Origin of the sequence: Novosphingobium sp. (genome assembly GCF_036820275.1) — a bacterium.
Taxonomy (GTDB): Bacteria; Pseudomonadota; Alphaproteobacteria; order Sphingomonadales; family Sphingomonadaceae; genus Novosphingobium.
On record NZ_DAISLT010000004.1, the window covers coordinates 67,284 to 91,053 of the forward strand.

At 63.9% G+C, this 23,770-nt stretch carries 22 protein-coding genes; all 22 read right to left on the reverse strand.

Features of this window, described 5'->3' with window-relative positions; translation table 11 throughout:
* Window positions 1-9: 9 nt before the first annotated feature.
* Window positions 10-612, reverse strand: coding sequence for a DUF4376 domain-containing protein (locus V7066_RS04480; RefSeq protein ID WP_334182044.1), 603 nt, complete (start codon window positions 610-612; stop codon window positions 10-12).
* Between the two features lies 1 nt (window position 613).
* A complete protein-coding gene (locus V7066_RS04485; RefSeq protein ID WP_334182045.1) occupies window positions 614-6,994 on the reverse strand; it encodes a hypothetical protein in 6,381 nt (2,126 codons plus the stop codon).
* Window positions 6,995-7,420, reverse strand: a complete 426-nt coding sequence (locus V7066_RS04490; RefSeq protein ID WP_334182046.1) for a DUF6950 family protein — start codon at window positions 7,418-7,420, stop codon at window positions 6,995-6,997.
* A complete protein-coding gene (locus V7066_RS04495) occupies window positions 7,417-8,046 on the reverse strand; it encodes a hypothetical protein (protein ID WP_334182047.1) in 630 nt (209 codons plus the stop codon). The genes V7066_RS04490 and V7066_RS04495 overlap by 4 nt, the downstream gene beginning before the upstream one ends.
* A gap of 2 nt (window positions 8,047-8,048) precedes the next feature.
* Window positions 8,049-8,651 (reverse strand): hypothetical protein, encoded by a 603-nt coding sequence (locus V7066_RS04500; RefSeq protein ID WP_334182048.1) that lies wholly within the window; start codon window positions 8,649-8,651, stop codon window positions 8,049-8,051.
* 3 nt (window positions 8,652-8,654) lie between these two features.
* Window positions 8,655-12,191, reverse strand: coding sequence for a phage tail tape measure protein (locus V7066_RS04505; protein WP_334182049.1), 3,537 nt, complete (start codon window positions 12,189-12,191; stop codon window positions 8,655-8,657).
* Window positions 12,184-12,492: a hypothetical protein gene (locus tag V7066_RS04510; protein ID WP_334182050.1), complete on the reverse strand. Its 309-nt coding sequence runs from the start codon at window positions 12,490-12,492 to the stop codon at window positions 12,184-12,186. The genes V7066_RS04505 and V7066_RS04510 overlap by 8 nt, the downstream gene beginning before the upstream one ends.
* Window positions 12,489-12,848, reverse strand: a complete 360-nt coding sequence (locus V7066_RS04515; RefSeq protein ID WP_334182051.1) for a hypothetical protein — start codon at window positions 12,846-12,848, stop codon at window positions 12,489-12,491. Before V7066_RS04515 ends, V7066_RS04510 begins: the two co-directional genes overlap by 4 nt.
* A 2-nt stretch (window positions 12,849-12,850) precedes the next feature.
* A complete protein-coding gene (locus tag V7066_RS04520) occupies window positions 12,851-13,297 on the reverse strand; it encodes a phage tail tube protein (protein WP_334182052.1) in 447 nt (148 codons plus the stop codon).
* Between the two features lie 11 nt (window positions 13,298-13,308).
* Window positions 13,309-13,713: a tail completion protein gp17 gene (gp17, locus tag V7066_RS04525; RefSeq protein ID WP_334182053.1), complete on the reverse strand. Its 405-nt coding sequence runs from the start codon at window positions 13,711-13,713 to the stop codon at window positions 13,309-13,311.
* A 3-nt stretch (window positions 13,714-13,716) separates the two neighbouring features.
* On the reverse strand, window positions 13,717-14,151 hold the full coding sequence (locus tag V7066_RS04530) for an HK97 gp10 family phage protein (protein WP_334182054.1): 435 nt from the start codon (window positions 14,149-14,151) through the stop codon (window positions 13,717-13,719).
* Complete coding sequence (locus V7066_RS04535) at window positions 14,151-14,771, reverse strand: head-tail joining protein (RefSeq protein WP_334182055.1); 621 nt, start codon at window positions 14,769-14,771, stop codon at window positions 14,151-14,153. The genes V7066_RS04530 and V7066_RS04535 overlap by 1 nt, the downstream gene beginning before the upstream one ends.
* Window position 14,772: 1 nt before the next feature.
* Window positions 14,773-15,114 (reverse strand): DUF2190 family protein, encoded by a 342-nt coding sequence (locus V7066_RS04540; RefSeq protein ID WP_334182056.1) that lies wholly within the window; start codon window positions 15,112-15,114, stop codon window positions 14,773-14,775.
* 5 nt (window positions 15,115-15,119) lie between these two features.
* The gene (locus V7066_RS04545; protein ID WP_334182057.1) at window positions 15,120-15,419 is read right to left on the reverse strand and encodes a hypothetical protein; all 300 of its coding nucleotides are present in this window, start codon (window positions 15,417-15,419) and stop codon (window positions 15,120-15,122) included.
* Window positions 15,420-15,470: 51 nt separating this feature from the next.
* Window positions 15,471-17,648, reverse strand: coding sequence for a ClpP-like prohead protease/major capsid protein fusion protein (locus V7066_RS04550; RefSeq protein WP_334182058.1), 2,178 nt, complete (start codon window positions 17,646-17,648; stop codon window positions 15,471-15,473).
* On the reverse strand, window positions 17,645-19,174 hold the full coding sequence (locus V7066_RS04555) for a phage portal protein (RefSeq protein WP_334182059.1): 1,530 nt from the start codon (window positions 19,172-19,174) through the stop codon (window positions 17,645-17,647). The genes V7066_RS04550 and V7066_RS04555 overlap by 4 nt, the downstream gene beginning before the upstream one ends.
* A 3-nt stretch (window positions 19,175-19,177) precedes the next feature.
* Entirely contained in the window at window positions 19,178-19,402 is a 225-nt protein-coding gene (locus tag V7066_RS04560) for a hypothetical protein (RefSeq protein ID WP_334182060.1), read from the reverse strand.
* Window positions 19,403-19,404: 2 nt separating this feature from the next.
* Entirely contained in the window at window positions 19,405-21,423 is a 2,019-nt protein-coding gene (locus tag V7066_RS04565) for a phage terminase large subunit family protein (protein WP_334182061.1), read from the reverse strand.
* Entirely contained in the window at window positions 21,389-21,889 is a 501-nt protein-coding gene (locus V7066_RS04570) for a terminase (protein ID WP_334182062.1), read from the reverse strand. The genes V7066_RS04565 and V7066_RS04570 overlap by 35 nt, the downstream gene beginning before the upstream one ends.
* A gap of 705 nt (window positions 21,890-22,594) precedes the next feature.
* Window positions 22,595-22,993, reverse strand: a complete 399-nt coding sequence (locus V7066_RS04575) for a hypothetical protein (protein WP_334182063.1) — start codon at window positions 22,991-22,993, stop codon at window positions 22,595-22,597.
* Between the two features lie 149 nt (window positions 22,994-23,142).
* Complete coding sequence (locus tag V7066_RS04580) at window positions 23,143-23,376, reverse strand: hypothetical protein (protein WP_334182064.1); 234 nt, start codon at window positions 23,374-23,376, stop codon at window positions 23,143-23,145.
* Complete coding sequence (locus tag V7066_RS04585) at window positions 23,373-23,702, reverse strand: hypothetical protein (protein ID WP_334182065.1); 330 nt, start codon at window positions 23,700-23,702, stop codon at window positions 23,373-23,375. The genes V7066_RS04580 and V7066_RS04585 overlap by 4 nt, the downstream gene beginning before the upstream one ends.
* Between the last annotated feature and the right edge of the window lie 68 nt (window positions 23,703-23,770).

The window sequence follows — 23,770 nt, forward strand, 5'->3', positions numbered from 1 at the left end:
GTACATTCGTCAGTTTCCCTTTTTTGCCGCTTCATCACCGCCTGTGGTCGGGGAACCGGGCCAGCCTGCCGTGATGTCGACGGCCGCCAGGTCCTCGAGTGAAAGGACGGCTTCAATCGTGTTTTTCAGGGCAAAGCTTCGCTCGTAACAGGCGTTCACGTAGCCAGCGACCTCGAGGCCGAGAGCTATGATTTGTTCGGCGTCGAGGACCTGCTCGGAGTTGTCGAACATCCGCCACGTTATGGAGAAAGGCCTACCTGCCTCCTGGGACAGTCGCGCCATGCTGACCGCCCCATTGAAGTTCGTCCGACTTGTTTCATCGGCCTCCACCAGACCGAATGAGGTGGACGCAACAGAGGCCCGGCAGCTTCGATAGCTATTCACCTCGTCCAACTTGGTGCGCTTGGCGGTCGCCAGTTGAACGGCTGGATCCTCAACATACTCAATCGCATGGTATTGGCCGTCAGCGACAGAGATCCGGTAGGATGTCGCGGGGGTGGGGCATTCGGTCCAGAGGTAACCTTCGGGAGGCGGCGGCAGATAGCCGCTTGTCATTTCGAGGAACTGGACCTGTTCCGCGCAGTCCACGCTGTGAAGGATGTAGGCGAACATTTCACTTCCAGTTGACGACTTCGGCGACGAAGTTCGGGTTGACGATCTGGGCTGTGTGACCGGCGCCGCCAGAGCCGGTGCCGAGGACGCGCATGCAGAAAGCGATGGTGCCGCCGCCCACGCACTGCCAGACCGGGAGCTGGGACCCGACCGACACCCCATCGACGAACCAGGTGGTGATCGTCGGAGCCGTCCCGTTGTTGGTTCCCTGTACGCCGGTGTAGGTCCACGGGCCGCCATTCAGCGAGTAGTAGAACTGGAGAGTAACGGTCCACGTCGACGTGCCGTAGCCAGCGGCAACGTTTGCTCTCGTGGCGTTGCCGTTGAAGGTGACGCGACTCGTTGCCGCACACACGCCGGAGCTGGTCCCCCCGATCACACCGCTATCGATGTTGCTCGAGGGACCGTAGGTTACGTTGACCGTCGCAGCCGCGCGCCAGTTGAGCGAACCGGGCACGATCGAGGCTAGATCGACGCCTTGGTCGGTGACGAACTTGCTGGCGGTGATCGTACCGGCGCTGATGGCAACGGCGGTTACGGCACCAGCAGCGAGCTTGCCGGTGGTGACTGCGCCCGCGCTGATCTTGTCCGCCGTCACTGCACTGGCGGCAAGCTTATTGGCGGTGATGTTGCCATCGACGATCAGCTCAGCCGCATTGCGGCGGCGCATCTTGCTGTTCCAGAAGTAGCAGTGCGCATTGGGCGTAGCAGCAACGGGACCCATAAACCTTACGTTCGCCCGGCCCTGCCTGCCGCTGACGTTCCGGAAGGTTCCCTTCAGGACAACATAGCCTTCACCGGGCACCGCGCCGAGGTTCGTGGTGCTGTTCAAGTAGGTGTTCTGCACGGCTTCGCAGGCCATCCATTGCAACTGGCCGCTGGTGTCCAGCATGATCATATCGAACTGGACGGAGGCACCGTTGGAGCACCAGCAAGTAGTTTCGAACGCGAACTCGTCACCCGGACTTATCGGGATGCCATAGCGCTTGTCGTTATTGTCCCAGGTGCCCAGGCCGTTCGTGATGCTGAGTTCGTTGGAGCCGGTCCTGCCGTTGCGTAGCATGTGGAGCGCGTATCGAGACGGCCAGCCAGTACCGACGCCACCGTCGTCACACTGGATGATCATGCCGTCGACGCCGTTGTAGTTGCGCGACCAGCCGTCGAGGTTGCCGGAGGCGAGATCGCCATTGAGGAACAGGTTCTCATATTCGGCGACGGTCATCTTCGCGGCCGTGACTGCGCCAGCGGCGATCTCGGAAGCACTTACGGCGCCAGCCGCGATCTGCCCCGAGGTGATGGTGTCCGTGGCGATCTGCGCGGCCGTAATCGTCTGGGCTGCGATCTTGCCCGCCGTGATCGAGCCATCGACAAGCATCTCGGCGGAAGCAGCGATGTCCATCTTGACGCCGGACACCAACATCCAGCCGTTGCCCGCGACAGTGCCTTCGTTGAAGATGATGACCTCGTAGGCGACGGTCCCAGTCGGCACGGTCATCTGGCCGGTACGCAGGATGCTGACACCGGAGCCAGCAGCCCACATAAGGCTCAGGTCACCCACGCTGATGCCCGCGCCGTTGTAGAACCTGACGAGCACATACATGTGATCATTTGTTGGGTTCGTGCCCATGGCGCGAAGGCGGACTACCTGGCCCTGACCAGAGAACGGTGTCCAGGCGGACCAGCAATGTTTGCGGGTGTTGTTCTGCGCTGCCAGCGCCAGGATGCGCGGGACGCCCATATTGAACGCGGAGTTGTTCGACGCCCCGTTGTTGTCCTCGGTGTACCAGCCACCCGCATCGAGGCGTCCGCCGCTCCACCACGCCATATCCCTGAAGTATGGGTCGGGGATGATGCTCTCCGGGATGACGGCGAGCTTCGATGTAGTTACGGCCCCGGCCGCGATTTCGGAGGCGCTGACAGCACCCGCCGCGATCTGGGCGGCGGTGATCGTGTCGGCCGCAATCTGCGCGGCCGTGATCGTCTGCGATGCGATGTGGTTTGCCGTGATCGCCCCATCGACGATCAGCTTACCCGCGTTGCGGCGACTTGCCTTGCAATTCCAGAAGTAGATGTTGGTATTTTCGGCCGCTGCTTGCCGCCCGAAACCAGTGTGGACGAGGCGGAAGTACGCCTTGCCCGCTTGGCCCGTATTGTTGGTGAAGTATCCGGAGATCCGCACCGTGCCCTGACCGGGCTTGGCCTGAAGTGTCGAACCGCCGGTGCAATTCGACAAAGCGGTAGCTGGCTGCGAACCATACAGGGAAGTAGCGTTGGACCGGACGAGCATCTCCACCACAGCGGCCGAGGTCGTGGTGTTCGTGGTCCATACCGTGGCTTCGAAGTAGATGCTCTCGCCAGCAGCGATGTCGATGCCGTCGCGCATGTTGGTGTCGTCAAAGGATGTGACACCGTTCACCAGGGAGAGTTCTCCGGTTTCCCCTGGACCACGGTAAAGCCGGATGCCGAAGTTGGAGGGCCAGTTCGTGCCACCATCGACGGTGATACTCGATCCGTAGGCTCCGGTGCCTTGGTAGACCCGGGTCCATCCATCGAGATTGCCCGAGGCGACGTTACCGTTGATGAGCAGGTTGCCCGTGTCGCCGATCGACATCTTCGTCGCAGTGACCGCGCCTGCGGCAAGCTCGGAGGTGCTGATGGCTCCGGCCGCGATCTGCCCAGCTGTGATGGTATCCGATGCGATCTGCGCTGCGGTAATGGTCTGCGCGGCGATCTTCGCGGCGGTGATCGCGCCGTCGACCAGCATGGTCCCGGACGCGGCTTCACGCAGGCTGATGTTGCCGATGTTGATGAAGCCCGAGAAAGGCACACCAGCAGCGGCAGGCGTCTCCCAGAAAATACGAAGGCCTACGGCGTCCGCAGGCGTCGTGAATTGAACGCGGGCAATTATCGTAGTCATGTCCCCGGCGCTGAACGTTGCGACGGTAGACATTGATGACACGGTGCCATCCGCGCGGAAGAACTGCGCAAATGCTCGGAGGAGGCGGTTTGAACCGTTCGTGCACCCGAAGGCAAACTCCATAGCCGTAGCCGGTTTGCAGTACATGGACGGGGCAACGATTTGGGTGAGCGCGTCGCCCACGTAGCCGGGGAAGCCGCTCTGTCCCGAGTAGAGCTGCCACATGCCCTTCGAGCCGCCGACCCGGGCGGCAAAGGCCTCAAGTCCGGTAGATACGCACTGCCACCCCGAAGTTTGGTTGTTGCTGGTGTTGGTCGGCAATACTCGCCCGGTTTCGGCGAGCGGCCCTTGGGTCGGCCCCTTCCACCAGCTGATGTCTTGGCACTGCGGATCGGGCCATAGGTTGTCGCCGATGATGGCCAGCTTGGAGGCAAGAATAGACCCGGCGGCGACCTGCGCGGCGGTGACGGACCCGGCCGCCAGTTTGGCTGTCGAGATCGCACCATCGGTGATCTGGGTGCCGATGATCTGGCCAGCGAGCTTGGCCACGTCAAGCGACGCGATCTGATCGGAGGTGAGCGCGCCGGTAATGTCGGTGGCTGCGGTGTTCGCCACATAGGCCGCGCCGTTCCACCGGTAGAGCTTGCCGCCATAGGTGATAACGTTGGTGATACGCGTGGTCGGCAGGGCGCCCGACACCAGCGTTACCGGTTCGATCCCGGAGGCGAACTGCGCCGCGACAATGCTGCCGGTCAGGTCGGTGGTCGCTACAGTCGCGACATAGGCCGAGCCGTTCCACCGATAGATCTTGCCGTTGTAGGAGACTACCGAGGTGAGCGGCGTGGTCGGCAAGGTCGTGACGACGGTTACAGGCTCGATGCCGGATGCGAACTGGGTGGCATCGATTTTACCCGTAAGGTCGCTGGTGGCGACGGTGGCAACGTAAGAGGTCCCATTCCAGCGGTAGGTCTTGCCGTCCGTCTGGTTGAAGATGACGCTCGTGCTTTTGGCAGCAGGAACAGCGGTCACGAGGCCAACGGGTTCGATGTTCGGTGCGAACTGGTCCGCTACGATCTCACCGGCGATGTCAGCCGCGTCCACACCGGTTTTCCAGGCTCCGCTGGTATAGGTGTAGAGCTTGCCGTCAGTCTCGTTGTAGACGATCCGGCCCTCGAAGTTGCCGGTGGTCGGGAGCGCGTCCACGATCTGGTAGCCAGCGACGACACGCGAAACGGTGAACACCTGCTCGAAGGTCATGCCCGCATAAGAGCCATTGCCGCTGGCTCGGATGGTCAGAGCTGCGCTATCGACATTGAGGCCGGCCGTGACGGCGTACGTGTTGCCCTCGAGCGAAGCCGTGAGATTTGCCGGATTGCTAGTAATCTCGAACGTGAAGTTCGAGCTGATATCGGTGGTGCCGAGCAGGATCTTGAACTGGCCGGTCGCGCGCGAATAGTCAGCGATGGAGCCGTTGGCGTAACCGTAGAGAGTGACTGCCGGCACGCTCAGGTGAGCCGTTACCTTGCCGGCCTGGGCGAGATCATCGAGTTGGTTCTCGATCGTCGTGATCTTGCCGACGCCCGTTAGCACCTGTTCAAAGATAGTCGTGGCGCCGTCGATCGCCTCGACCCGGTAGCTGATGCGAACGTCGTACCGGGTTTCGCTCTGCAGCGGGGAGATGACGTGCCGGACGGTGTCTGCCGCCGACAGGATGGCGGAATTTGTCCAGCCCTCTGTTGCTGTTTCGTTCCCCTGATGAAGGCGATAATCGATTACGACCGCATCTGCGGACGGCATCTCGCTCTCGCCCGCGATGAGCAGCGCGGGGAAACCCTCACCCGAAGTTGTGCCCGCGACGGTCCAGCCGGTGGCGACAGGTGCTGGCGGCTTCAGATCGGGAGCAGAAAGCGTGACGGCCGCCGGTGGCGTGGTCGACTGGCCCAGCGCATAGGCATGCTTCGAATAGGTCTCAGTCTCGACCGCGAAGGACACCTTACCGGTGGCAGGATCGATCGCGCGGCGGGTGATCATCACCGGCTGATTGACCAGGCCCTCTTCCGGCACATTCAGATAGACGACGTCGCCGGTCTTCAGGCCGATCCACTCCGGCCCGGTCGTGAACGTCCAAGGTCCGGCCTCGCGGCTGTTGACGATCTCGTAGGCCGCGAGCTGGCCCGGCTGCTTTGCCTGCTGGCCGGCGAACACCTGCACCAGCGGGAAGTCGATTTCTTTGCTGCGCTTGCCCTTATCGGCCGTGACATACTCGGGAACGGTGATCGCGGTACCGGTGATCACCGACCAGTCGCTGTTTTCGTCCACATAACGCGGCAGAACCGTGTTGAACCGCTCCCGGCGACTTTTCGTCGCGGCGAGCGACAGCCCGTCGTGAAGATGCCGGCTCTCGATCGTCGCAATGGCAGTGCGGGGCGTGTTTACTAGGCACCCGATCATCGCGGCCGTCTGCGTCGGGCGTGCACCGCCAGCTTGAAGGATGCGCTTCAGGGTGTCCCACTTGCTGTCCGTGGTCCACTCGACGCCGCCGACCTTCCAGCCGTTGGCGTCGCAGACGTTGGCACATTCGACGAACTCCGCCATGCGGATGGTCTCGACCGGCGCGCCGATGCCGCAGGTACGGTTGCCGTTCTGCCAGCGGCCCAGCGCCCAGGTGAGCGCGTGCAGGCCGGGGTTATCCGACCAGACATAGGTGCTTTCGTCCAGGGCACGGCAGGAGCCTGAGCCGCCGGGATAAGTGCTGTCGAGTCGTGGGTCGTAGACCTTGACCCACTTGCCGATCCAGGCGGGCTCAGGCGCGCCGGCGCCGTACATCTCGCCCTGCTTGTTGTAGCGCAGGCACCACATGGCATGGGTGATGCCGGATAGCCGGTGCGCCGAGGTCCAGCCGGGGGCGGTACCGCCGCCGAGCGAGAGGTTCAGCGCGGTGGACATCGGCCCGCCGAGGTGGACCTTCTGGGCCATGTAGTCGTGGAAGTTGCCGACCGCGTTGCCGCTGGCGTCGAAGGTCACCACCTCGCCGTCGGCGGTGAATTTCTCGATTCCCTCGATCTGGCCGCCGATGCTGAGCAGCGCGCCGAACCAGAGCAGGTCATTGAACTTGGTGTAGCCCGGCCGGGTGTTGGTCGCGGCGAAGAAGCGCAGGCCCGACATCCGGGTGCGGCCCATGGCATAGGGCAGGCCGCTCTGCGGGTTCGTGGTGAAGTCGGTCGCGCTGCCTTGCGAGGATACGCCCGGTGCAGTTGCGGCGGCGGCGGCCGTGAGGACCGATGCCGCAAGTCCACCATAGGCGCCAACCGCGGTAAGTGTCGCAGCGGATACACCCGCGACCCCGCCAGCGCTGGCGGCTGCTGTAGCGCTTCCAGCGATAGCGGGGGCTGCCGTACCAGCAGTCATCGCCACCAGCGCGACGGCGGCGACAACTATTCCCGCGGTTCGGAGCATCTTCGACATTTAGAGAACGCTCCAGGCGCGCAGAATCGAGGACGCGTTGGGCGACGCGGTGACCAGACCGTCGTGATCCTGATGGAAGGCGAAGACGTTGCCGTTACCGGCGTAGAGGGCGATCGTTCCGACGGGGCTGTCTCCCTCTACCTCTGCGATGTCGCCGAGAAGCATGCGGGCGGGCGTGATCGGGATGAGGCCGAGACCATCAGCCATCTCGGAAAGGCTGGCATAGCCCAAGCGGCCCAGCGCCTTCGCGGCGCCAAGCGCGGTGCGGTACCGGCCCGCCTTGCTGATCGCGATCTTGTAGCCGAGCTGCTTCAGGTGGAAGGCCGCGACGCGTGCGCAATCGACCTGTCCCCATTGGAAGGGCTGGTCGCGGAACTTGGCCATCGTCGCCTCGATTGCAGCGTGACGGATCTCGAGCGGGGTCATGCGGCCACCTGGCGGCCGGTGATGACGGACACACCCTTCGAAGCGTTGCTGTTCTTCGGAGGCTTCACGCCCCAGTAGAGATTGACGTTGGTGCCAGTCATGAACTCGAAGCCGCGCTCTCCCGGCCAGATGGATTGATGCCAGCCGTTCGAGGCGCGCTGACCTTCCTCGACTTCGAACAGGCGCTCGAAGACGCTGACGGCAGTGTATTCGAGCGTCCTAAGGCCGGAGGCATCGACATCGATCTTCGGGACGTCGATTTCACCCAGGAACAGCGTCTCGGGCTGGCCGATCGACAGGCCGGTGATCGGGTCGAGCGCACCGGCAACGAGCCGAATCACGCTGCCCTGCATCTCCGGATGCGCGAGCGCGGCGGCGGCGCTCAGGTCCGGGGGATTGAGCGTGACGGTGATTTCGGGGGCACTGTCACCCATTTCCTCCGTCAGCTCGGAAATCGCAGCGATGGAGCCGAAGGTGGGGTCCATGCCGGAATAGCTCTCGCCCACGACCACAACCGTCGCGGCGCCGTCGAGCAGGCGCAGATCATAGTCGGGGAGTTCGATGCGCACGGCGCCGAACATCCACACCGACGACTGAGCCAGGGCATTCTTGAGGGTCGGATCCATGGTCAGGCTGCCTCGGCTATGGTGAAGCTGAAGTCGGCGACGCGCTGAAGGGCGAGTTGCCAGCTCAGTTCCTCTCCCGGGTTCACAAGGCCTTCGATCATCGGGCGTGCGATCTCCACGACGTCACCGGCGGAGAGGGGCGTGCGAATCATCGGCCACATCGACGTGGTCACCGCACCCCCGGCTGTTGCGACGGCGTCGGCGGTGAACATGTGCAGGTACCGCCGACCGGCATGGATGATGGAGGCGTACTGGCCTTCCTTGATCGGGTACCCAGCCGTGAGGCCGGACAGCGGGATGACGGTGCCGCTGGCGACGGCGGCCGCCAGTTTCGGCGCGCCGGGATTGCCGGTGTCGAAATCGGGCTGCGGCCACGCCATGAGCAGGCGATCCTCGCGCGCGCGCAACAGGCGCGACTGGATCACCATGGCCTCGTCTTTGGTGCGCTTGGACGGCAGGATGACGCGGAGGCCGAAACGGGAGCCGGGTCGATTGATCCGTTGCTCCGGCCCTCCGAGGAACGGGGTCAGAACGCCGCCGAAGTCCCGGAGATACGGGATGGCCGAATTGGGAACTGCCGTGTCCGGCAGGCTGATGACGGGCAATCGCTATCTCCCCGGGATGCGGCGGCGGCCCTGCCGCACGATGTCGCCACCAGCCGCTGCGCGCGCGTGAGCGCCGGAAGCGGCGGCCATCGGCGCGGCAACCCCGGCCGCTCGATTGTCGACTTGGCCCCAAAACACATCAGCGCCCGGCCCGTAGAAGTTCTGCACGGTACCGCCGCGCCGCGCGCCGCCGTCCGCTCCGGGCTTGCGAATGTCGACCATTTCCCCGCGCGTCGCGCGGAACGCGATCAGGTTGTTGTCGATGCCGGACATGCCACCGACCTTGAAGGAACCGCCGGTGGCGAATCCGGGCAGGTCGTTCCAGTTCACACCCGCTCCGGCCGCGCTCGCCGCCGCATTGGTTCCAAGGCTCACCTTGCTACCGCCGAAGATGCTGCCGAGCGCGCCGCCGATGGACCCGAAAAGGCCGCCGCCCCCACCGCTTGAGGATCCTGCGCGAGAGAACAGCTTGGAGATCAGATCGGCGAGGCTGTTGATGGCCTCTTCCATCCCTTTCGCGATCCGATCTTTCCACCAGTTCTTCATCCAGTCGCCAATGTTCCCGTCGAGCGCTGCTCGCATTCCATCCTGGATGGTGGAGCGCCAGACGCCGGTGATACGGGCTTTTTCTTGGTCGCTCACTTCGGCAACCGCCTTCGCGGCGGCATCTGGGCCCGACATGCCTTGGTCCTGAAGGTCTCGGATCCGCTCGCGGATATCGACCTCGCGTTGCAGCTGGCGGATATGCTCCTCGCTATCCCCGCGCTGCTGCGCCAGCCGCAATTCCCGGTCCTGGGCATCATCGGCAAACCAGCGCTGCCGGGCGCTAGCCCGTGCATCGTCGATCTGCGCCTGATCGGCCTCGGCAAGAGCGGTGGCTTCGGCAAGGTTCTTGGTCTGCTCGTAATAGAACGCGATCCGGCGCTTCAGTTCGGCCTGACGTTCAAGGCTTTCTTCAAGAGCGCGATCATTGTTGAGACGGGCGACATCGATGGCGTTTGCCGCCTGCTCGTCAGCAATTTCGCGCGCTGCGGCCTGCGCGCGGGCGGCATGGATTTCGTTCATGTCCCGCTGCGCGGCAACGCGAGCCTGATCGAGCGTCAGGCCGGTGCGCTGGTAGGCCTCCACCTGCTTGGAAAGAGCTAGCTGATCCTGAATGCGCTGTTCGGCCTCCTTGTCGCCGCGGGCGCGGGCTGCATCCCATTCGGCTTCGATGCGAAGCTGGTCCCGATTGCCTGCATCATATGTGGTGTCGCGCCCCTTGGGCGTGCGCTTGGCCCGGCTGTTCTTCGGCGGAGTGAAATCCACGATCCGGCTGCCGCCTGACGCGGGTGGCGCTGCGGGCGTCTTCGGAGCTTCCGGCGGGGCGGGTGCGCTGTCTGCCTTCGCGCCACCAAGCCCAAGGCGATCCTTAAGGGCCCCATACTTATCGCCGATCCACTTCGCGGCGTTGCCGATCCACGTCATCAGGCCGCCGAACTTATCGACAAGCCAGCCCTTCACGCCTTCATAGACGGATTTGGCCGCAGCGGTCACACCGGGGAACGCGGTGGCGACCCACGCCACTGCGGAAGCGACAATGGCGGTGAATGCGGTCGCGATATCGCTGAAGCCGTCGACCAACACCGCTTTTACCGCCGTGTAAATCGCTTGGACCGGCTCTGCGATAGAGGGGTACATCATGCCGACGACATCGACGATGGTCTGACAGATAGCATCGACGACTGCGCCCGCGGCTTCCCAGGCGCCAGCGAAATCGCCCTGTAGCAGCGCGCTGACTACGTCGACGACCGAACTGACCACGTCGACGACACCTGTGATAGCGCGGATCGCGATCTCCAGCGCGTTCACGAGACCGGCGCCGAGAAGCTCGACGATACCGGCGACGAAAGTGCCTGCGACGTCCAGCACGGTGCCGAATATCTCGATCAGCTTGCCAAAGCCCGCGCCGATCGGACCGGATGCGATCTTCGAAACAACCTCTCCCACCTTGTCGAAAAGCGCAGTCAACGGCGGTCCGAGCGTCTGGGTGGCCATCTGCCACACCTGCTGCAGCGCTGGGATGATCGAATCCGCAAACGTGATGACGGCAGTGACAGCCCAGCCGATCGGGCCGGTCAGCCCGAGGAAGGAGCGGGCGAGAATGCCAAGACCCTGCCTGATCCCAGCTCCAGCCAGCAAACGGACGAGCGCCGCGCCCAGCGTGCCGATCGGTTCGATCACGGCGCTGATAGCCCAGCCAAGGGCGCCGAAACCGCGCGCCAGCTTCGCGAAGATGAAAGACGCGAGGGCGCCGAACGCAATGGCAAGCGGGCCCAGCGCTGCCGCGACAGCGCCAATTACGACGCCGACCTTCAGTAAAGCGGGGTTCGCCTTGGACAGGGATTCGAGGAAGCCCGCGATCGCGTTCTTCACGCTGGTCATGATGGCGGTAAGACCCGCCTCGCCGATGGAAATCTTCAGGCTTTCGAATGCATCGGCCATGCGCTTGGTCGCGGCGGCCTCACCCTCCAGCCGCTTGTCGATCTTCGCGCCGACATCGCCCTCGGAGATTTCCTTCTGCAGGTCAGCGATGCCCTCGGCGCCCTGTTCCATCAGGCCGATGGCGGTACGTGCGGCGTCAGAGCCGAAGATGGTCTTCAAGGCGTCGGTCTTCGACTGGTCGGATAGGCCATCGAAGGCTTTCCGCAGAACCTCAGCCTGTTCGGCGAGTGGCTTCATGCGGCCGGTCTGCATGTCGAAGAACTCGATACCGAGCGTCTTCATCGCATATTCGGCCTCTTTCGAGACGGGTACGAGAGACTGGATATATGTCTTGAACGACGTACCCGCGTCCGAGCCGCTGGAGAACTGCGTGCTTGTGGCCGCGATCGCAGTGGCGAAGTCGCGGAAGTTGATGCCAGCCGACGCGGCCACGCCGCCGCCCTGCGCAATGGCCTGCTGGAAATCGATGAAGCCGAACTTCGATGCATCGAGCGATCCGACCACGTCGTTGACGACGGTGGGCAGGCCAGACGCCTGCACCTTGAACTGACCCATGACGTCGGTGACGAGCGCTGCTGCCTCCGCCACCGGGGCAGCGCCAGCTGCTGCGAGATCCAGCGATGACTTCAGCGCGCCGCCGAGAATGTTGGACGTCGATACACCGGCAAGACCGAGCGCCTCGATACCGTCAGCAGCTTCGGTCGCCCCTTTGCCCACGCGCGGGCCAAGTTCGCGGGCCTGGTCAGAAAGCTGCTTCAGCTCCTTGCCGGTGACACCGCGCAAGGCGGCCTCGACGCGCTTCATGGAGGCCTCGAAGCCGCTGGCCGTCTTGTTCGACGTCGCCGCAAGCGCGCCGAGCGGAACGGTGACGCCAGCGGTAAGTCCGACGCCCCAGTTGCGCGCCTTCTCCGAGACGTCGTCGAGGACGCGCCCGATCTGTTCGAACGCGGTGCGCAGCGAAGAAAGATCGCCCCTGGCACCCCTGACTGCTGGGGTCCAATCACCGGTATCCAGCGTCAGGACGCCGCGAAGCGCGCCGACAACGACGTTATTCATGGCTATCCTTTTCAGTTGGAGGTCCGGCGACGGCCGACCACATGCGCGCCATGGTCAACATCTGGTCGGCGGACATGACCGTCGGTTTCTTGGCCTTAGCCTTGGTGCCGACAAGATCCTTGAGCGGTGGCATTTTCTTCGCACGGCCCAGTGCCGCCGTCGTCCACGCCAACCAAGCGCGGTTATGGTGGTCTGCGTCAGCAGCGCGTCGCTTGCCCTCGACAAGCAAGGACAGGAGGCGAGGGGTCGAGCGGAAAAAGGTTTCGTGAGAACCGAGGTCCAGCTCGATCCAGATTGTCAAGGCTTTCGCCCAGTCCCACGGTTCTTCGGCTTCGCGTTTCCCGCCTGCTCGCTATCGTCTTTGGCCTCAGGGAACGCGGCCTTGAACGCACGGGCGATCAGCTGGGCGGCTTCGTTCACACCCAGATCATGAATCAGGCGACCTGCTTCCAGATCGCTCATGGCGCCATGGTGAGCCGCGAGGCCGATGCGGAAGATAGACCGGATCATCGTCGGACTGCCGAGACGGTCGCCCACGTCCGCAACGTCGATTTCCAGATCCTCCTCGATCGTGCAGAGCGCATTGAAGTCGAAGACGAGCGTCCAATTCTGCTCAGCCGCCTTGAAGCCGACCTCGCCTTTGATGGTAGCGGCCATGATTAGGCGCCCCCGGCAGGCGGCGCGGCGCGGACGATCGAGCCGCTGACGCGACCGGTGACCTGGCAAGTCAGGCGGTCATTGAGAGGCGCGGTCGGCTGATAGCCGCGAATCAGCAGATCGAATTCCCAGGTCGCGCCGTTGGGCCACGTGAAGCGGAAGCCGCGTGGGCGGCGAGTGGCCTTGGCGTCGAGGATCAGTTCTTCCGTGGGTCCGCCGGGGACGTAGTTGATGTTGAAGGTGCACTCGCCGGGATCGGTAAGGCCGCCGATGAACTCCTTGACGCCGTCGACCGACTGGAAGTGGGTGACTTCGATTTCGTCGTCCATCTGCTCGGGCGGCGTGATCTCGAACGGCTCGCCGATCTCGGTGTACGTGGTTCCGGTGGGCGTGCTCTTCATCTCGATCTTGATACCGAGACCGGTCATTGCCTGGCTGTTACCTGCCATGCTCATTCTCCTCAGTTGCTTGGGTAGTGCCAGACCATCACGTCGATGGCGGTTCGGAAGGTTGTCGCTAGGGCGCCGTTGGTGCGGCTGCTGTCGTTCCTGACGTCGATGATGCGCGTGCTCTCGACTTCGGGCCGCTCGACCACGGCGCGGCCATCGATCTCGACGACAACGGTTTCGGCAATGGCGTCGGCCTCGCCGCGGCTCGTCGACAGGCACTCGACGGTGAGCCACGCACGGCGAAGGGATTGAGGCCCGCTGAAGGTGAGCGGACGCGGATCGCTGATAAGTTGAATGACGATCGCCGGCAGCGGATCTGCTTGTGGCCTTTCGTCGCGGTAGACCCGTTCGGCCACGAAACTTTGCACGGCGTCCGCATCTCGCAGGACGTCGCGCAGGACGGCGGAGATTGCCATGTGTCAGCCCTTCAGTTCGCGGGCGAGAACCTTGCCGAGGCCGTCTGCGGTCGCGGGCAGGATGCCGTCGCTGTTCTGGTTCCAGGCCGGGCGCATGTATGGGTATGCCCGCGTCGCATCGTACTCCCGGCCGTCAGCGCCAACGCTGGGTGGACGGCCAATCTCGACGTCAACGGCATAGTCTGCGTCGACAGATGGGCCGACGTAGGCGGTTATCCCGCGCTCACCCCCGCCGCCGTCGGCCCGGTCCGATACCCCGATGGCATCGCGCAAGCGGCCGGTTCGAACATGGACGATTGCTTTCGCGGCATCAGAGACAGGGCTCAATGCTTCCTGGAGAACAGGCTCGACGATATCCGGGTCGCTCATTAGCTCCGCGGCGCGGGCAAGATTGTCATCGAGGTCGTCAAGACCTTCAATTTCGAACCGGGTGCGCATCAGGCTACCTTTGCGAATCCTGTGATCTCGAGTGCGGCGCGGGTGCCGACCTCGGCCACGGTCTGAATGTCGAAAATGCGGCCGCCTTCGCGCAGCTGGTACGCCGGTGTGACGGCTGCCGCTGCGGGGCTCCACGGAATGAAGAATGTCGCCTGCTGCAAGGCGGTGACCTGCGCGACGGCGGTCTGGTCGGTCTCGGTGCCGGAGCGGTCCAGCCGCGCGGCGGGCAGCGTCATGATCACGCCGAACGTGTCTACCATGTCGCCGTATTCGTTCTTCGCGCGCGTGGGGCCGAGAATTTCAAGGTCGCGATCGAGGCCTGGCACGTCACAGAACCAGGTGAGGCCTTCAGCATCGAGCTCCGGCGGCAGGGTGAGGACGAGGATCCGGTCGCCGAGGAGGAAGACAGCGCCGACCTCCGGCGCAGCCACGTCGCTCACCCTGAGGTCGAAGACCTTCCCGAGACTGACGGGGCGAGGCCGGACGGTTCCTTCCGTCGCCACCCGCTGCCGCTCGATAACGCGGATTTCTGATTGCTCCCCGCTAGGGGAAACGTAGACCGCCGCCGCAGAGCCAGGCGCGTTGAATAGCGCGTCCAGCGCTGCGGCGAACGCGTCCATTTTAGGCGGCCGGGATCTGGCCGGAGAGCAGGACGCGGCCGGTTGCGTCAGCTGATGCCTGAGCCTGCGCTGCAACCCCGATCAGGGTGTTTCCGGCCGCGGTGCTGGTGACGCGGAACGCGGTGTTGTCCCAGTAGAGACGCTGGCCGGCAGTCCATGCCTCACCCGTCGCCTTGGCGAGATCCCAGACGCCGACGCGGCGGCCTTCCACAGGCGCGCCGATGGCAGCGGCAGCGAGTGCCACGGCAAACAGCGCACCGACCAGAAAACCCTGACCGCTTGCGAGGGCGCGAGGGGCGGGAAGGGTGATCGTTTCACCCGGCTGTACGAAGTTACGAGCCATCGGCCTTACTCCTTGGTTGACGCGGGCTTTGCGGCCTGCGTTTTGCTGGGCTTCTCGGTGGTCGCCTGCGGCTGCTCGGCAGCGGTTTCGGCGTTCACCGGAGGGGTGGGCGGCGCGGCGGTGATCGGTTCGGGCTGTGCCTCCGCGATCTGGTCGGCGGTGAAGTCGTCGGTAACGTCTTCCGCCACTTTTTCGTCGTCAACGAGGCGGGTTGCCTCCTTGTCTTCAACCGGAATCGCACCTTCGTGCGGGTGGCGAAGTCGCCCGGCCACATAGGCGGACGACAGAAGTTTGATGAACTTCATGCGGTCATCTCCATGTTGGACGGGGCGTTGCCGCCCCGTCTGGGGTCAGCCTCAGGCGGCGCCCGGCTGCTTGTAGGCGGAGCGGTAGTTCACTGCGCCGACGCCGTAGTCGTGGCGCACCTTCCATTCGACGCCATCGACCCTCCAGCCGTCTTGGCTGTCGGTGAACGGTTCGGTGACGCCGTTGAGGAACACGACTTCCAGCGCCGGGGCGGTGCCGGGGTCGGCGAAGCCGTAATACGCATTCCCGGTGAGGCGCTGCGTGGCGATGATGTCGCTGAGCAGGCCCTTGACGATGTTCGGCTTCTGGAGCTTGCCGACGGCATCGGGGTCATATTCGCTGCCGTTGATGGTGATCGCAGCGCCGCGCAGGCGGCGTGGAACGAGCAGGCGGTCGAGACCGATTTCCAGGAACTCGTTGCCGCTGATGTCCTTCTGCGCGCCCATGGCCGCGTCGATGTCGTCGAACGCCTGCACCGAAGGTGCGGCGCCGACGGCGGCGAGGTTGCCGTGATCGGCGTGGAACAGCGGGAGGCCGTCATTCATGAGGGGGTTGCTGTTGAGCAGGGCATACACGTCGACTTCGATAGTCAGCTTGGCGGCACGGCCCAGATCGACGGCAAGGCCGGAGAACACGTCCATGTCGTCGTTGACGATCGCCTGACGCGACAGGTTGATCATGTTGCCCACCGTCTTGGCGACGATCTGCTCGCGCGCGAGGTCGGGGATCGGCTTGTTCTTGAACTCGCCAGCTTCATTCACCTGATCGAGCGCACCGAAGCTGCCGCGCAGGTAGCGGCTGTGCGGGCGGAAGTCGGTGACGGTGCCGGTCCCGCAGAAGCGCGTCCAAGTGTCGGGCGTGGTGGCATAGGCAGCCTGGAGGATCCGATGGATCGCGGTTTCGAACAGGACCGGGAAGTCGCTGGTCGTCTGCGTGATCACGGCGGCCCGCGACGTCATCGCCTGACGGACGATCATGTCGGGGTCGCGCATGCCGCGGGTGTTGGTACCCGCATTTTCCAGAGATTCGCGCGCGAGGTCGACGTTGCGCATGCCGCGGAACTCGCCGGGATCGACCTTGACAGTTTCGCCCTTGAGGGCCGCTGCCTTCTCGATCAGGTGGGCCACGCCTGCCTTGACCAGAATCCAGTTGGTGGCGCCTTCGCGGAACTTGTCGCGCTCGTCTTCGGTCACGCGGGCGGGGCTGTTGTGCCCGACGTTGGCGGCGTCACCGGATTCTGCCAGCTTGTCGAGGATCTGCTCGCGCGCAGCGGCAAGGGTGGTGTCGCTGTTCACCAGGCCGTCGATGAAGTCGGTAGGCAGGCGGTGCTGCGTGCCCAGGGCGCGGATACCGCCGACGCGGGCGCGTTCGGCAGCGACGGCATTCTGCACGTCGGCAGACGTGAGGCCAGCGGGCTGATTTTCCGCCGGTGCAGGCTGAGACAACGCCAACGCGCCGGTATCAGGGAGCGCGTCCTTCGCGTTGAGGGCGAGGGCCGACGCCTGGATCTTGTTGATTTCGTCCTGGTTGCCGCCATCCTTCTGGAAGGCAGCGATCGCGGCGACCAAGGCCGCGCGGGTCTTATAGAGGTCCATGGTTTTCTCCTGTGGACGGTTAGGAGCGGCAGAGGCCGCCTTTGGCTTGCCGATCATCGCCATTGCTGAGATGCGCGGGGTCTCCGGGACCTTGCGGAACCCGAATGCGGTGACGTCGCATGCGGCGGCGCTGGACGCGTCCACGACCGATGTGACGAATTTCTGTTCGAGGGCCTGCTCGCTGGTCAGCCACGTCTCTGCGTCGAGCATGGCCACGAGTTCGTCAGAGGACAGGCCGGTCTGACCGGAGTAGATGCGGACCAGCTGATCGCGGATGACATCGAGCTTGTCGGCAGCGGCGCGCAGCTCGCGCGCATCGCCGATGGCCACATCCCAGGGATTGTGGATCATCATCAAGGCGTTGTCGGCCATGATGATTTCGTCGCCTGCCATTGCGATAACGGAAGCCATCGAGGCGGCCAGGCCGTCGATATGGACAGTGACTTTCCGCCCAGCCGCCTTCGCGCTCGCAAGCGCATTGAAGATGGCCAATCCTTCCATGACGTAGCCGCCGGGCGAGTTGATCCGGACAACCAGATCGTCATCCCCGCTCATGATCAGCGCGAACAGGGTGCGGGCGTCGAGGCCATCCCATTCGTCGCCTACGATGCCGTAGATCAGGATTTCGATCATGAAGCCGCCTTTTCGTCTTTCTGCGCGGCAGGGGCCGCATCTTGCTCTGCGGGATTGCCGACGGCGGTCACGCGGCGCGGATCGCTGTCGAAGACCAGGCCGAGCTCATCGAGTTTCGCAAAGTCCGCCGCGGCTTCGGCAAGGAACGTGTCCGGGTCCTCACCGCGCTCGCGCGCCCACTGCGAGATCGTCTTGCCGCCGGCGCGAATGGCGTCCCGGCTCGACTTCACTTCTTCGGTGGGGTTGATCATTTCACGGCCGGGCGGCGTCCACCGTACTTCAACACCGTCGACGTTCTCGCCGATCATGGCCAGCGCATCGATCATCCACTGGCCGACCGCGCCGCAGAACTGCGGGATGAACATGGTCCACTGCCAAGTTGACAGCGAGCGGTGATACTCAAGCCACCCCATGCGGCCGGAAGAGAAGTTCACACCCGACAAGTCACCAGTCAGGGCCTCGTAGGGGGTGCCAAGACCAGCCGCGATCGCGCGCAGAGACACCTTTGTGTAATCGGCGTACCCTTCGACGCTGGGCGGCGACGAGAAGGTTACCTCCTCGCCGGGGCGGGCATACTGGAAAGTGCCCGGCTCGATGTAGTCCAGCGGCTCCTGGTCCGCGAAGACCTCGCCTTCCTCGGTCTGGATACCGGGGATTACGCCGCCGTCATCTTCGCCGGTCACCACGCCGACGTACGCCGATGCCAGCTTCTGGCGGGTCAGCTGCGCGTCCTCGTAGTCCGCGAAATCCTTCATGCGCAGGACAATGGGCGCAAGCCAGGTGGCGCCGTGTTCCATCTCCGGCCGATCAGCGCGGAAAACGTGGGCAACATCCGCTGCCGGAACCAGCGTCGACCCCAGAGATGAAACGCGACCGGCGCCGGGATGCCCGCTGTAAAGCCAATACCCTTCGCGGGCACCGAGCGGATTGAACTGTATGCCGTGGACGAGGAACCCGCCGTTTTTGCCCGGCTCGGTTGCAAGCGGACCGTGCTTCGACGGGTCGATGTAGTCCGGCTCCAGCACCTGGAGCTGGACCGGAAGGGGAAGCCCATCCGACGACCGGCGCCAGCGCCGACGCATAATCACGGCGCCGCTTTCAACGATGGTGCGGGCGGCCTGAAGCTGAAGGCCGTAGAGATCGTGCCGACCTCCGCTATCGCACTTTGTGGTGTCGAAGTGCGCGCGCGCCTTCTTGTTCAAGGCATCATCGATCTTCCCGTTGCGGTAGACCTGAAACGTAATGCCGGTGCCGACCATGTTGTTGGCGATGGTGGCAACGCCGCGGGCGGCGAAGGGGTTGTTGCGGGTTAAGTCGCGGGCGATCCCACGCAGTGCGGCCACGACAGACGGGGAAAGCTCTCCGTTCGCATCCCGAACCGTGCGGCGCCAGCCCGCAGCGCGTCGGCCCTGAGTGGCAGCATCATATTCGGCCCGCGGGCCAGCATGGCGGCGAGGAACTGCCACTTTCTTTGGGGTTGCCGCCGGGCGACCGAGCAGCCGGTCAAGGAAGGTTCGTTCGGCCACTGATCAGAGGCCGCTGCGATAGTATGGGGTGCGCTGACGCACGACACCGCCCAGGGCGCGCTGTTGCATACGCAATTGAGCTTCGACGACCGATATCGCCGCCGTCACCGCCTCCACTGTCTGGAACTTGGTGCGGCGCCCGTCGGCGAACTGGACCTCTTGTGGACCGGTTGCCACCGCGACCAGCGTAGCGTGCAGCTTATCCAGATCGGTTTGCTGATAAGCCACGCCTACCTCCTGTTGTTACTTGTGAAAGGGTTGGGGCGTTTCGGCCGTCGCGCGGCGCGTGGCGGCATCGCATTCTGCGTAGGAGTGGCCGCCTCGGCAGCGACTGATTCTGTTTGACCGCGCGACGCGGTGCGGGGCTTTTTCGGTGTGGCCGGACCGGGCGGAGTGGTTTCGCCCCGCGCTTTCAGCCAGTCCGCGTCGCGCCAGCGGTCGACCCCGAGGGAGAATGCAACGGCGCGGGCGTAGACCGCGTTGTCGAGCGCTTCGTTACGGTCGCGGACCTTATGCCACTCGCGGCGGAACCCACCGTTCCGAAGCCTGATCATCCGAAGCTCTTCGGCGACCAGCTGCTTGATCCATTCGTCTGTCGTGCCGTCGGGCAGGAACACATACCCGTCCGGATAGGCTTCGCCGTCGACCGGCTTTTCCTTCTCGAGGTCGCCGAACAGTTCCAGCTTCAACATTGAAGTGCCGACGTTCCAGAGCCGGACACCCTTCTTCAACTTGCGGCCGTTGGCGGTGACATCCTGCCAACTCGGGGCGCCGATCGGTTGGTTGGCGGCAATGGCATGCCGCCCCTTAACCGCCATTGCGAAACCGGGATGACGGCGCGCCCAGCCGTAGACCTCCATCGTGTTTTCACCGTCACCGGAGTCGATCGCAACGCGGGCGAGCCGCATCGATCGGCCGTCCTCGGTTAACCAGGTGCGGGCGACCTCCTTGTCGAGCTTCTTCCAGGTGGCCTTCTCTGAGATCGGGCCGAATACTTCGATGCGCTCGACGAATTCGCGGCGCCGATCCGGCCCGAAAGCCCAGATATCAAGATCGATGCGGCCGCCACCACCGCGCTGGACGTCGGCGGCGCCGATTAGAAGCCCGGCTTTTGCCGATGGAGTGCCAAGCCGCATCGCCTTCTCCCGGCGATCATACAGGCGCTGCCATTCCGGAGCCTCCCCGCGCTCCGCCCATGCCTCGCCGAGAACCTGATTTACGAAGGTGCGCAGGAGGTTCGGATCCTTGCGGACCTCGAGAAACTCGCGCGCGATCTCCAGCCATGCGGCGCCGGGATGCTGGCTATAGGCTGCCCAGACATGGAATGAGCGGTGCCGAGGAAACTGCGCCGGATTGTGCGCCCGCCATTCCCCGTTTTCGTCCATCCAAGGCTTCTCAGCCTCGTCAATCTCGCACCCTTCCTCGCACTGATACCAAGCGCGCGTCGGGTTTTCCTTCGGCGCCCATCGTATGCCTGCACCCGTGCCGTCACCGAACACCAGCGCCTGCATATGCCCGCAATGGGGGCAGGGGACGTATCTGAACTCCTGGCTTCCCTGCTCGAAAAGCAGGTCGATGCGGCTGAAGCCTTTGACTTTCGGTGTCGAACCGGCCGCGCTGAACCGGCGCGGCGATGTCAGGTTGCGCTTGAAAGCGAGGCGGGCAGGGTCGCCTTCCTCTTTCGACGCCCATGGATAGCCGTCGCACTCTTCCAGAAATACGTCGTCGGCGGTGACGCGGCGGAACTCTTTCGGGCTGTTCGCGCCCTTGATCTGAATCCAGCCGCCTTTGTAGCGCTTCGCCCGGATCTGGTTGTCGGCGTGCCGGGGCTTGAATGTCGCCACCGATCGGACAACCGGCCATTGCAGAACAGGGTCGAGATCGTCGCGGCTGAACTTCTCGGCGTCGTCGATCGTCGGCTGATAGATCAGCGTGCGCGCCGGATCGAATTTGATGCGCCAGGCGACAAAGCACTGAAGGATGGTCGAGTAGCCGATGCGGCTGCTCTTTCTGACCGAGAGTTGGGCCGTGTCGGGGTCAGTAAAGGCGTCGGCAATGTCCGCCTGGAACGGGAAGGGCCGGATGCGCGCACCGTCATCAGAACGCGCATGCTCAACCATGAACTTCGAGAGCGGCGGCCTTTCGCGCGGGCGGCATGCGGCCAGCCATGCGCGGGCAACTGCAACACCATGCTCACCAACCGCGCGGAAGGTCTCAGGCGCCCCCTTCTTCTTCAGGCTCGCCTTCATCCAAGCCCCCGCCGCGCGCCTCCTCGACTCGCGCCATGCTCAAGTCAGACAGGACGTTGTTGATTTCGGCATCGATCCGAGCGCGCAGCTTGGTGTCGCCCTTGCCGACGCGGGCACCGACCTGCTGCAACTGGGCTACGATCATCACGATGACGCCGGTGCCGGCCGCGACCATGTCCGGGAGAGAAGCCAGTTCGCCGCGGCGCTCAGCGTTGTCCATCGCCTTGGCGTCCGCCTGCTCTTTGGCCAGTCGCGCCTGCTGCTGCTCTTTGTCGAGCGTGTCGGGATCATCATCCTCGCTCACGCCATACTTCGCTTGCGCCCAGGCCTCGATGTTTTCGAGCAGCGAGGCGCCGTCCGGCGGCAAATCACCCTTCGATCGCAACTCCCCGATCCAGCGGCTGGAGCACCCGAACAGGGCTGCGAGCTGGGGCCGGGTGGGTTCGTTGAGGTCGATTTGCGCCACTTCCCTGCTCCATGTGGTTGAAAGCCGCAGAAATTGGCCGTTTCTGGCCACAGGGAGGAAGAAGTATAGAGATTTTCGTGCCTAGCGACGTTCTGAGCGATGCTCCCCCTCACGGCGTTTGCGCTCCCGGAGGACCCAAAGGGGGGGGGAAGTGCTCGACGATCCCCGGTGGAGATCGGAGATTGGCTTTTCCCCCAACGGCTGGCATCAATCCGCCCATGAGAGCTTATCTTATTGCATTCGCGCTAGCGGCCATCAGCGTATCCACACCAGGTGCTGCCAAGGCTACGAAGGTCAACCACTTCGTGGAAATAGACGGAACTCGCTATCGGGTAGCCGTTTACAACAACGAAATAGTGCTCGTTGCCAACAAATCCCTCGTTGTTGCGTACGACCCGTATGAGCGCGACCGCCAGCGGAAAGCCGTCGTCGCAGCGACTGGATGCAAGGTTGTGGACGAGTTGCCGTCGAACGACGGAAAGACCCGCGGAAAGCTGGATTGTTCTGAGAAAAGATAGCGTTTCGTTAGATACGCTTCGCGCGTCCCCCCGGAAGCGATGTGCCTTCGTGAGGTGCGGTGAGGTCCGTTATCCACCTGATGGTGCGGTACAATTAGCTCACCTGTGCTGCTCCTGGCAGCGTGTGGAGGAACAATGCACGAACTGCCCAACGCGCGCAAGGGGCGAACCGCCGATATCCGAGGGCTCATGCCGCCACCGGAAGGAGGGCGTTCGATGGGATGTTGGCCAGATAGTTGCATCCGGGGAACTCCACTATGGCGTAGCGGCCCTTGATGCGCTGCACCGTTCCCACCATGCCCTCGAAACCAGCATCCGCGTATCGCACCGCCTCTCCGGGCTTGAGAATGCGAGCGGCAGTGCGCGGGAGACCCCGTTGCTCTGCTAAGCGCACCGCATCCAGCGACCGATCTGCGATACGCGGGTACATATCCAGATGCCGGAACACGCTGAATGATGGGATGGCATGCGACACTCCGCACTGCAGCTCCTCGCTCCACACATCGCACTTTGGGATCGCCATGCGCGACAAGGCCAGTAGGCGGGGCAGTTGCTCGTAATCCGCAAATACAATCATCGGCATCATCGGAAGCGCTATCTGACGCTTCACCTTAGAGCGCGGCCGGGCGCGAATGATCGTCTCCTGCGGCGTCCATGCACGAAAACCAGCGCCTTCAAGCGCGGCGGCAAGGAGAAGGGTGCGACTGGGAGCTGTGCGGAGGATGCACCATTGCATTAGTAGCGGTATCCGGTTTGGGGGGAGCAAGCCTGCAAGTGGCGCAGCAGGTCGTTAACGGGCGACATGTGGTAGCGCTGAGCGTTCGAGTGCCGCATGACACCTCGAAGGGCCTCCGCAAGCACGCCCGCCTCGATGCCGCGAATGAACAAGCCTGGCAGGTCCTCGCCGATCTGAACGGGTCCGGTTTCGACCGGACCGTCTAGCTTGCAGGGGATGATCTGCACTTTCACGATTCCGCCTCGGGCGCGCCGTTCTCGTAATCCTCCCGAGCCAGCTCGATTGCTCGCAGGATTATGCTTCGCTGAGCTTCGCGGTAAGCCTGCTGCACATATGGCGCGACCTTGTCGGCGTCGGTCGTGGCCGAGGCGACTACGGTCAGACGATCCTGAAGCACGCCACCACTCAAGGGCACTCGCAGGCCGCCGCCGGTCGCCGACAGCGCGTGGTCCGAGAACCAAGCCAACGCCAATCCGCCGTTGGAACGCCGACGCAGCAGGGCCTGTTCTTTCGCAATGCGCTGAAGTTCCTCTCGAACTGGGATGGGATCGACGCTCATGCCGCTGCCTCCCGGCGAACGCGCGCGCTGTACGAGCCATCCTCATGCCGCCACAGATAGCTGCGGGT

Excerpts from the sequence above, each read along its gene's own strand:
- V7066_RS04540 (WP_334182056.1), bottom strand. The coding sequence starts at position 15,114 with ATGGCTCGTAACTTCGTACAGCCGGGTGAAACGATCACCCTTCCCGCC.
- V7066_RS04520 (WP_334182052.1), bottom strand. The coding sequence starts at position 13,297 with ATGGCAGGTAACAGCCAGGCAATGACCGGTCTCGGTATCAAGATCGAG.
- V7066_RS04535 (WP_334182055.1), bottom strand. The coding sequence starts at position 14,771 with ATGGACGCGTTCGCCGCAGCGCTGGACGCGCTATTCAACGCGCCTGGC.
- V7066_RS04505 (WP_334182049.1), bottom strand. The coding sequence starts at position 12,191 with ATGAATAACGTCGTTGTCGGCGCGCTTCGCGGCGTCCTGACGCTGGAT.
- V7066_RS04530 (WP_334182054.1), bottom strand. The coding sequence starts at position 14,151 with ATGCGCACCCGGTTCGAAATTGAAGGTCTTGACGACCTCGATGACAAT.
- V7066_RS04545 (WP_334182057.1), bottom strand. The coding sequence starts at position 15,419 with ATGAAGTTCATCAAACTTCTGTCGTCCGCCTATGTGGCCGGGCGACTT.
- V7066_RS04490 (WP_334182046.1), bottom strand. The coding sequence starts at position 7,420 with ATGACCCCGCTCGAGATCCGTCACGCTGCAATCGAGGCGACGATGGCC.
- gp17 (WP_334182053.1), bottom strand. The coding sequence starts at position 13,713 with ATGGCAATCTCCGCCGTCCTGCGCGACGTCCTGCGAGATGCGGACGCC.
- V7066_RS04585 (WP_334182065.1), bottom strand. The coding sequence starts at position 23,702 with ATGAGCGTCGATCCCATCCCAGTTCGAGAGGAACTTCAGCGCATTGCG.
- V7066_RS04550 (WP_334182058.1), bottom strand. The coding sequence starts at position 17,648 with ATGATCGAAATCCTGATCTACGGCATCGTAGGCGACGAATGGGATGGC.
- V7066_RS04515 (WP_334182051.1), bottom strand. The coding sequence starts at position 12,848 with ATGGCCGCTACCATCAAAGGCGAGGTCGGCTTCAAGGCGGCTGAGCAG.
- V7066_RS04565 (WP_334182061.1), bottom strand. The coding sequence starts at position 21,423 with ATGAAGGCGAGCCTGAAGAAGAAGGGGGCGCCTGAGACCTTCCGCGCG.
- V7066_RS04575 (WP_334182063.1), bottom strand. The coding sequence starts at position 22,993 with ATGATGCCGATGATTGTATTTGCGGATTACGAGCAACTGCCCCGCCTA.
- V7066_RS04495 (WP_334182047.1), bottom strand. The coding sequence starts at position 8,046 with ATGGATCCGACCCTCAAGAATGCCCTGGCTCAGTCGTCGGTGTGGATG.
- V7066_RS04485 (WP_334182045.1), bottom strand. The coding sequence starts at position 6,994 with ATGTCGAAGATGCTCCGAACCGCGGGAATAGTTGTCGCCGCCGTCGCG.
- V7066_RS04480 (WP_334182044.1), bottom strand. The coding sequence starts at position 612 with ATGTTCGCCTACATCCTTCACAGCGTGGACTGCGCGGAACAGGTCCAG.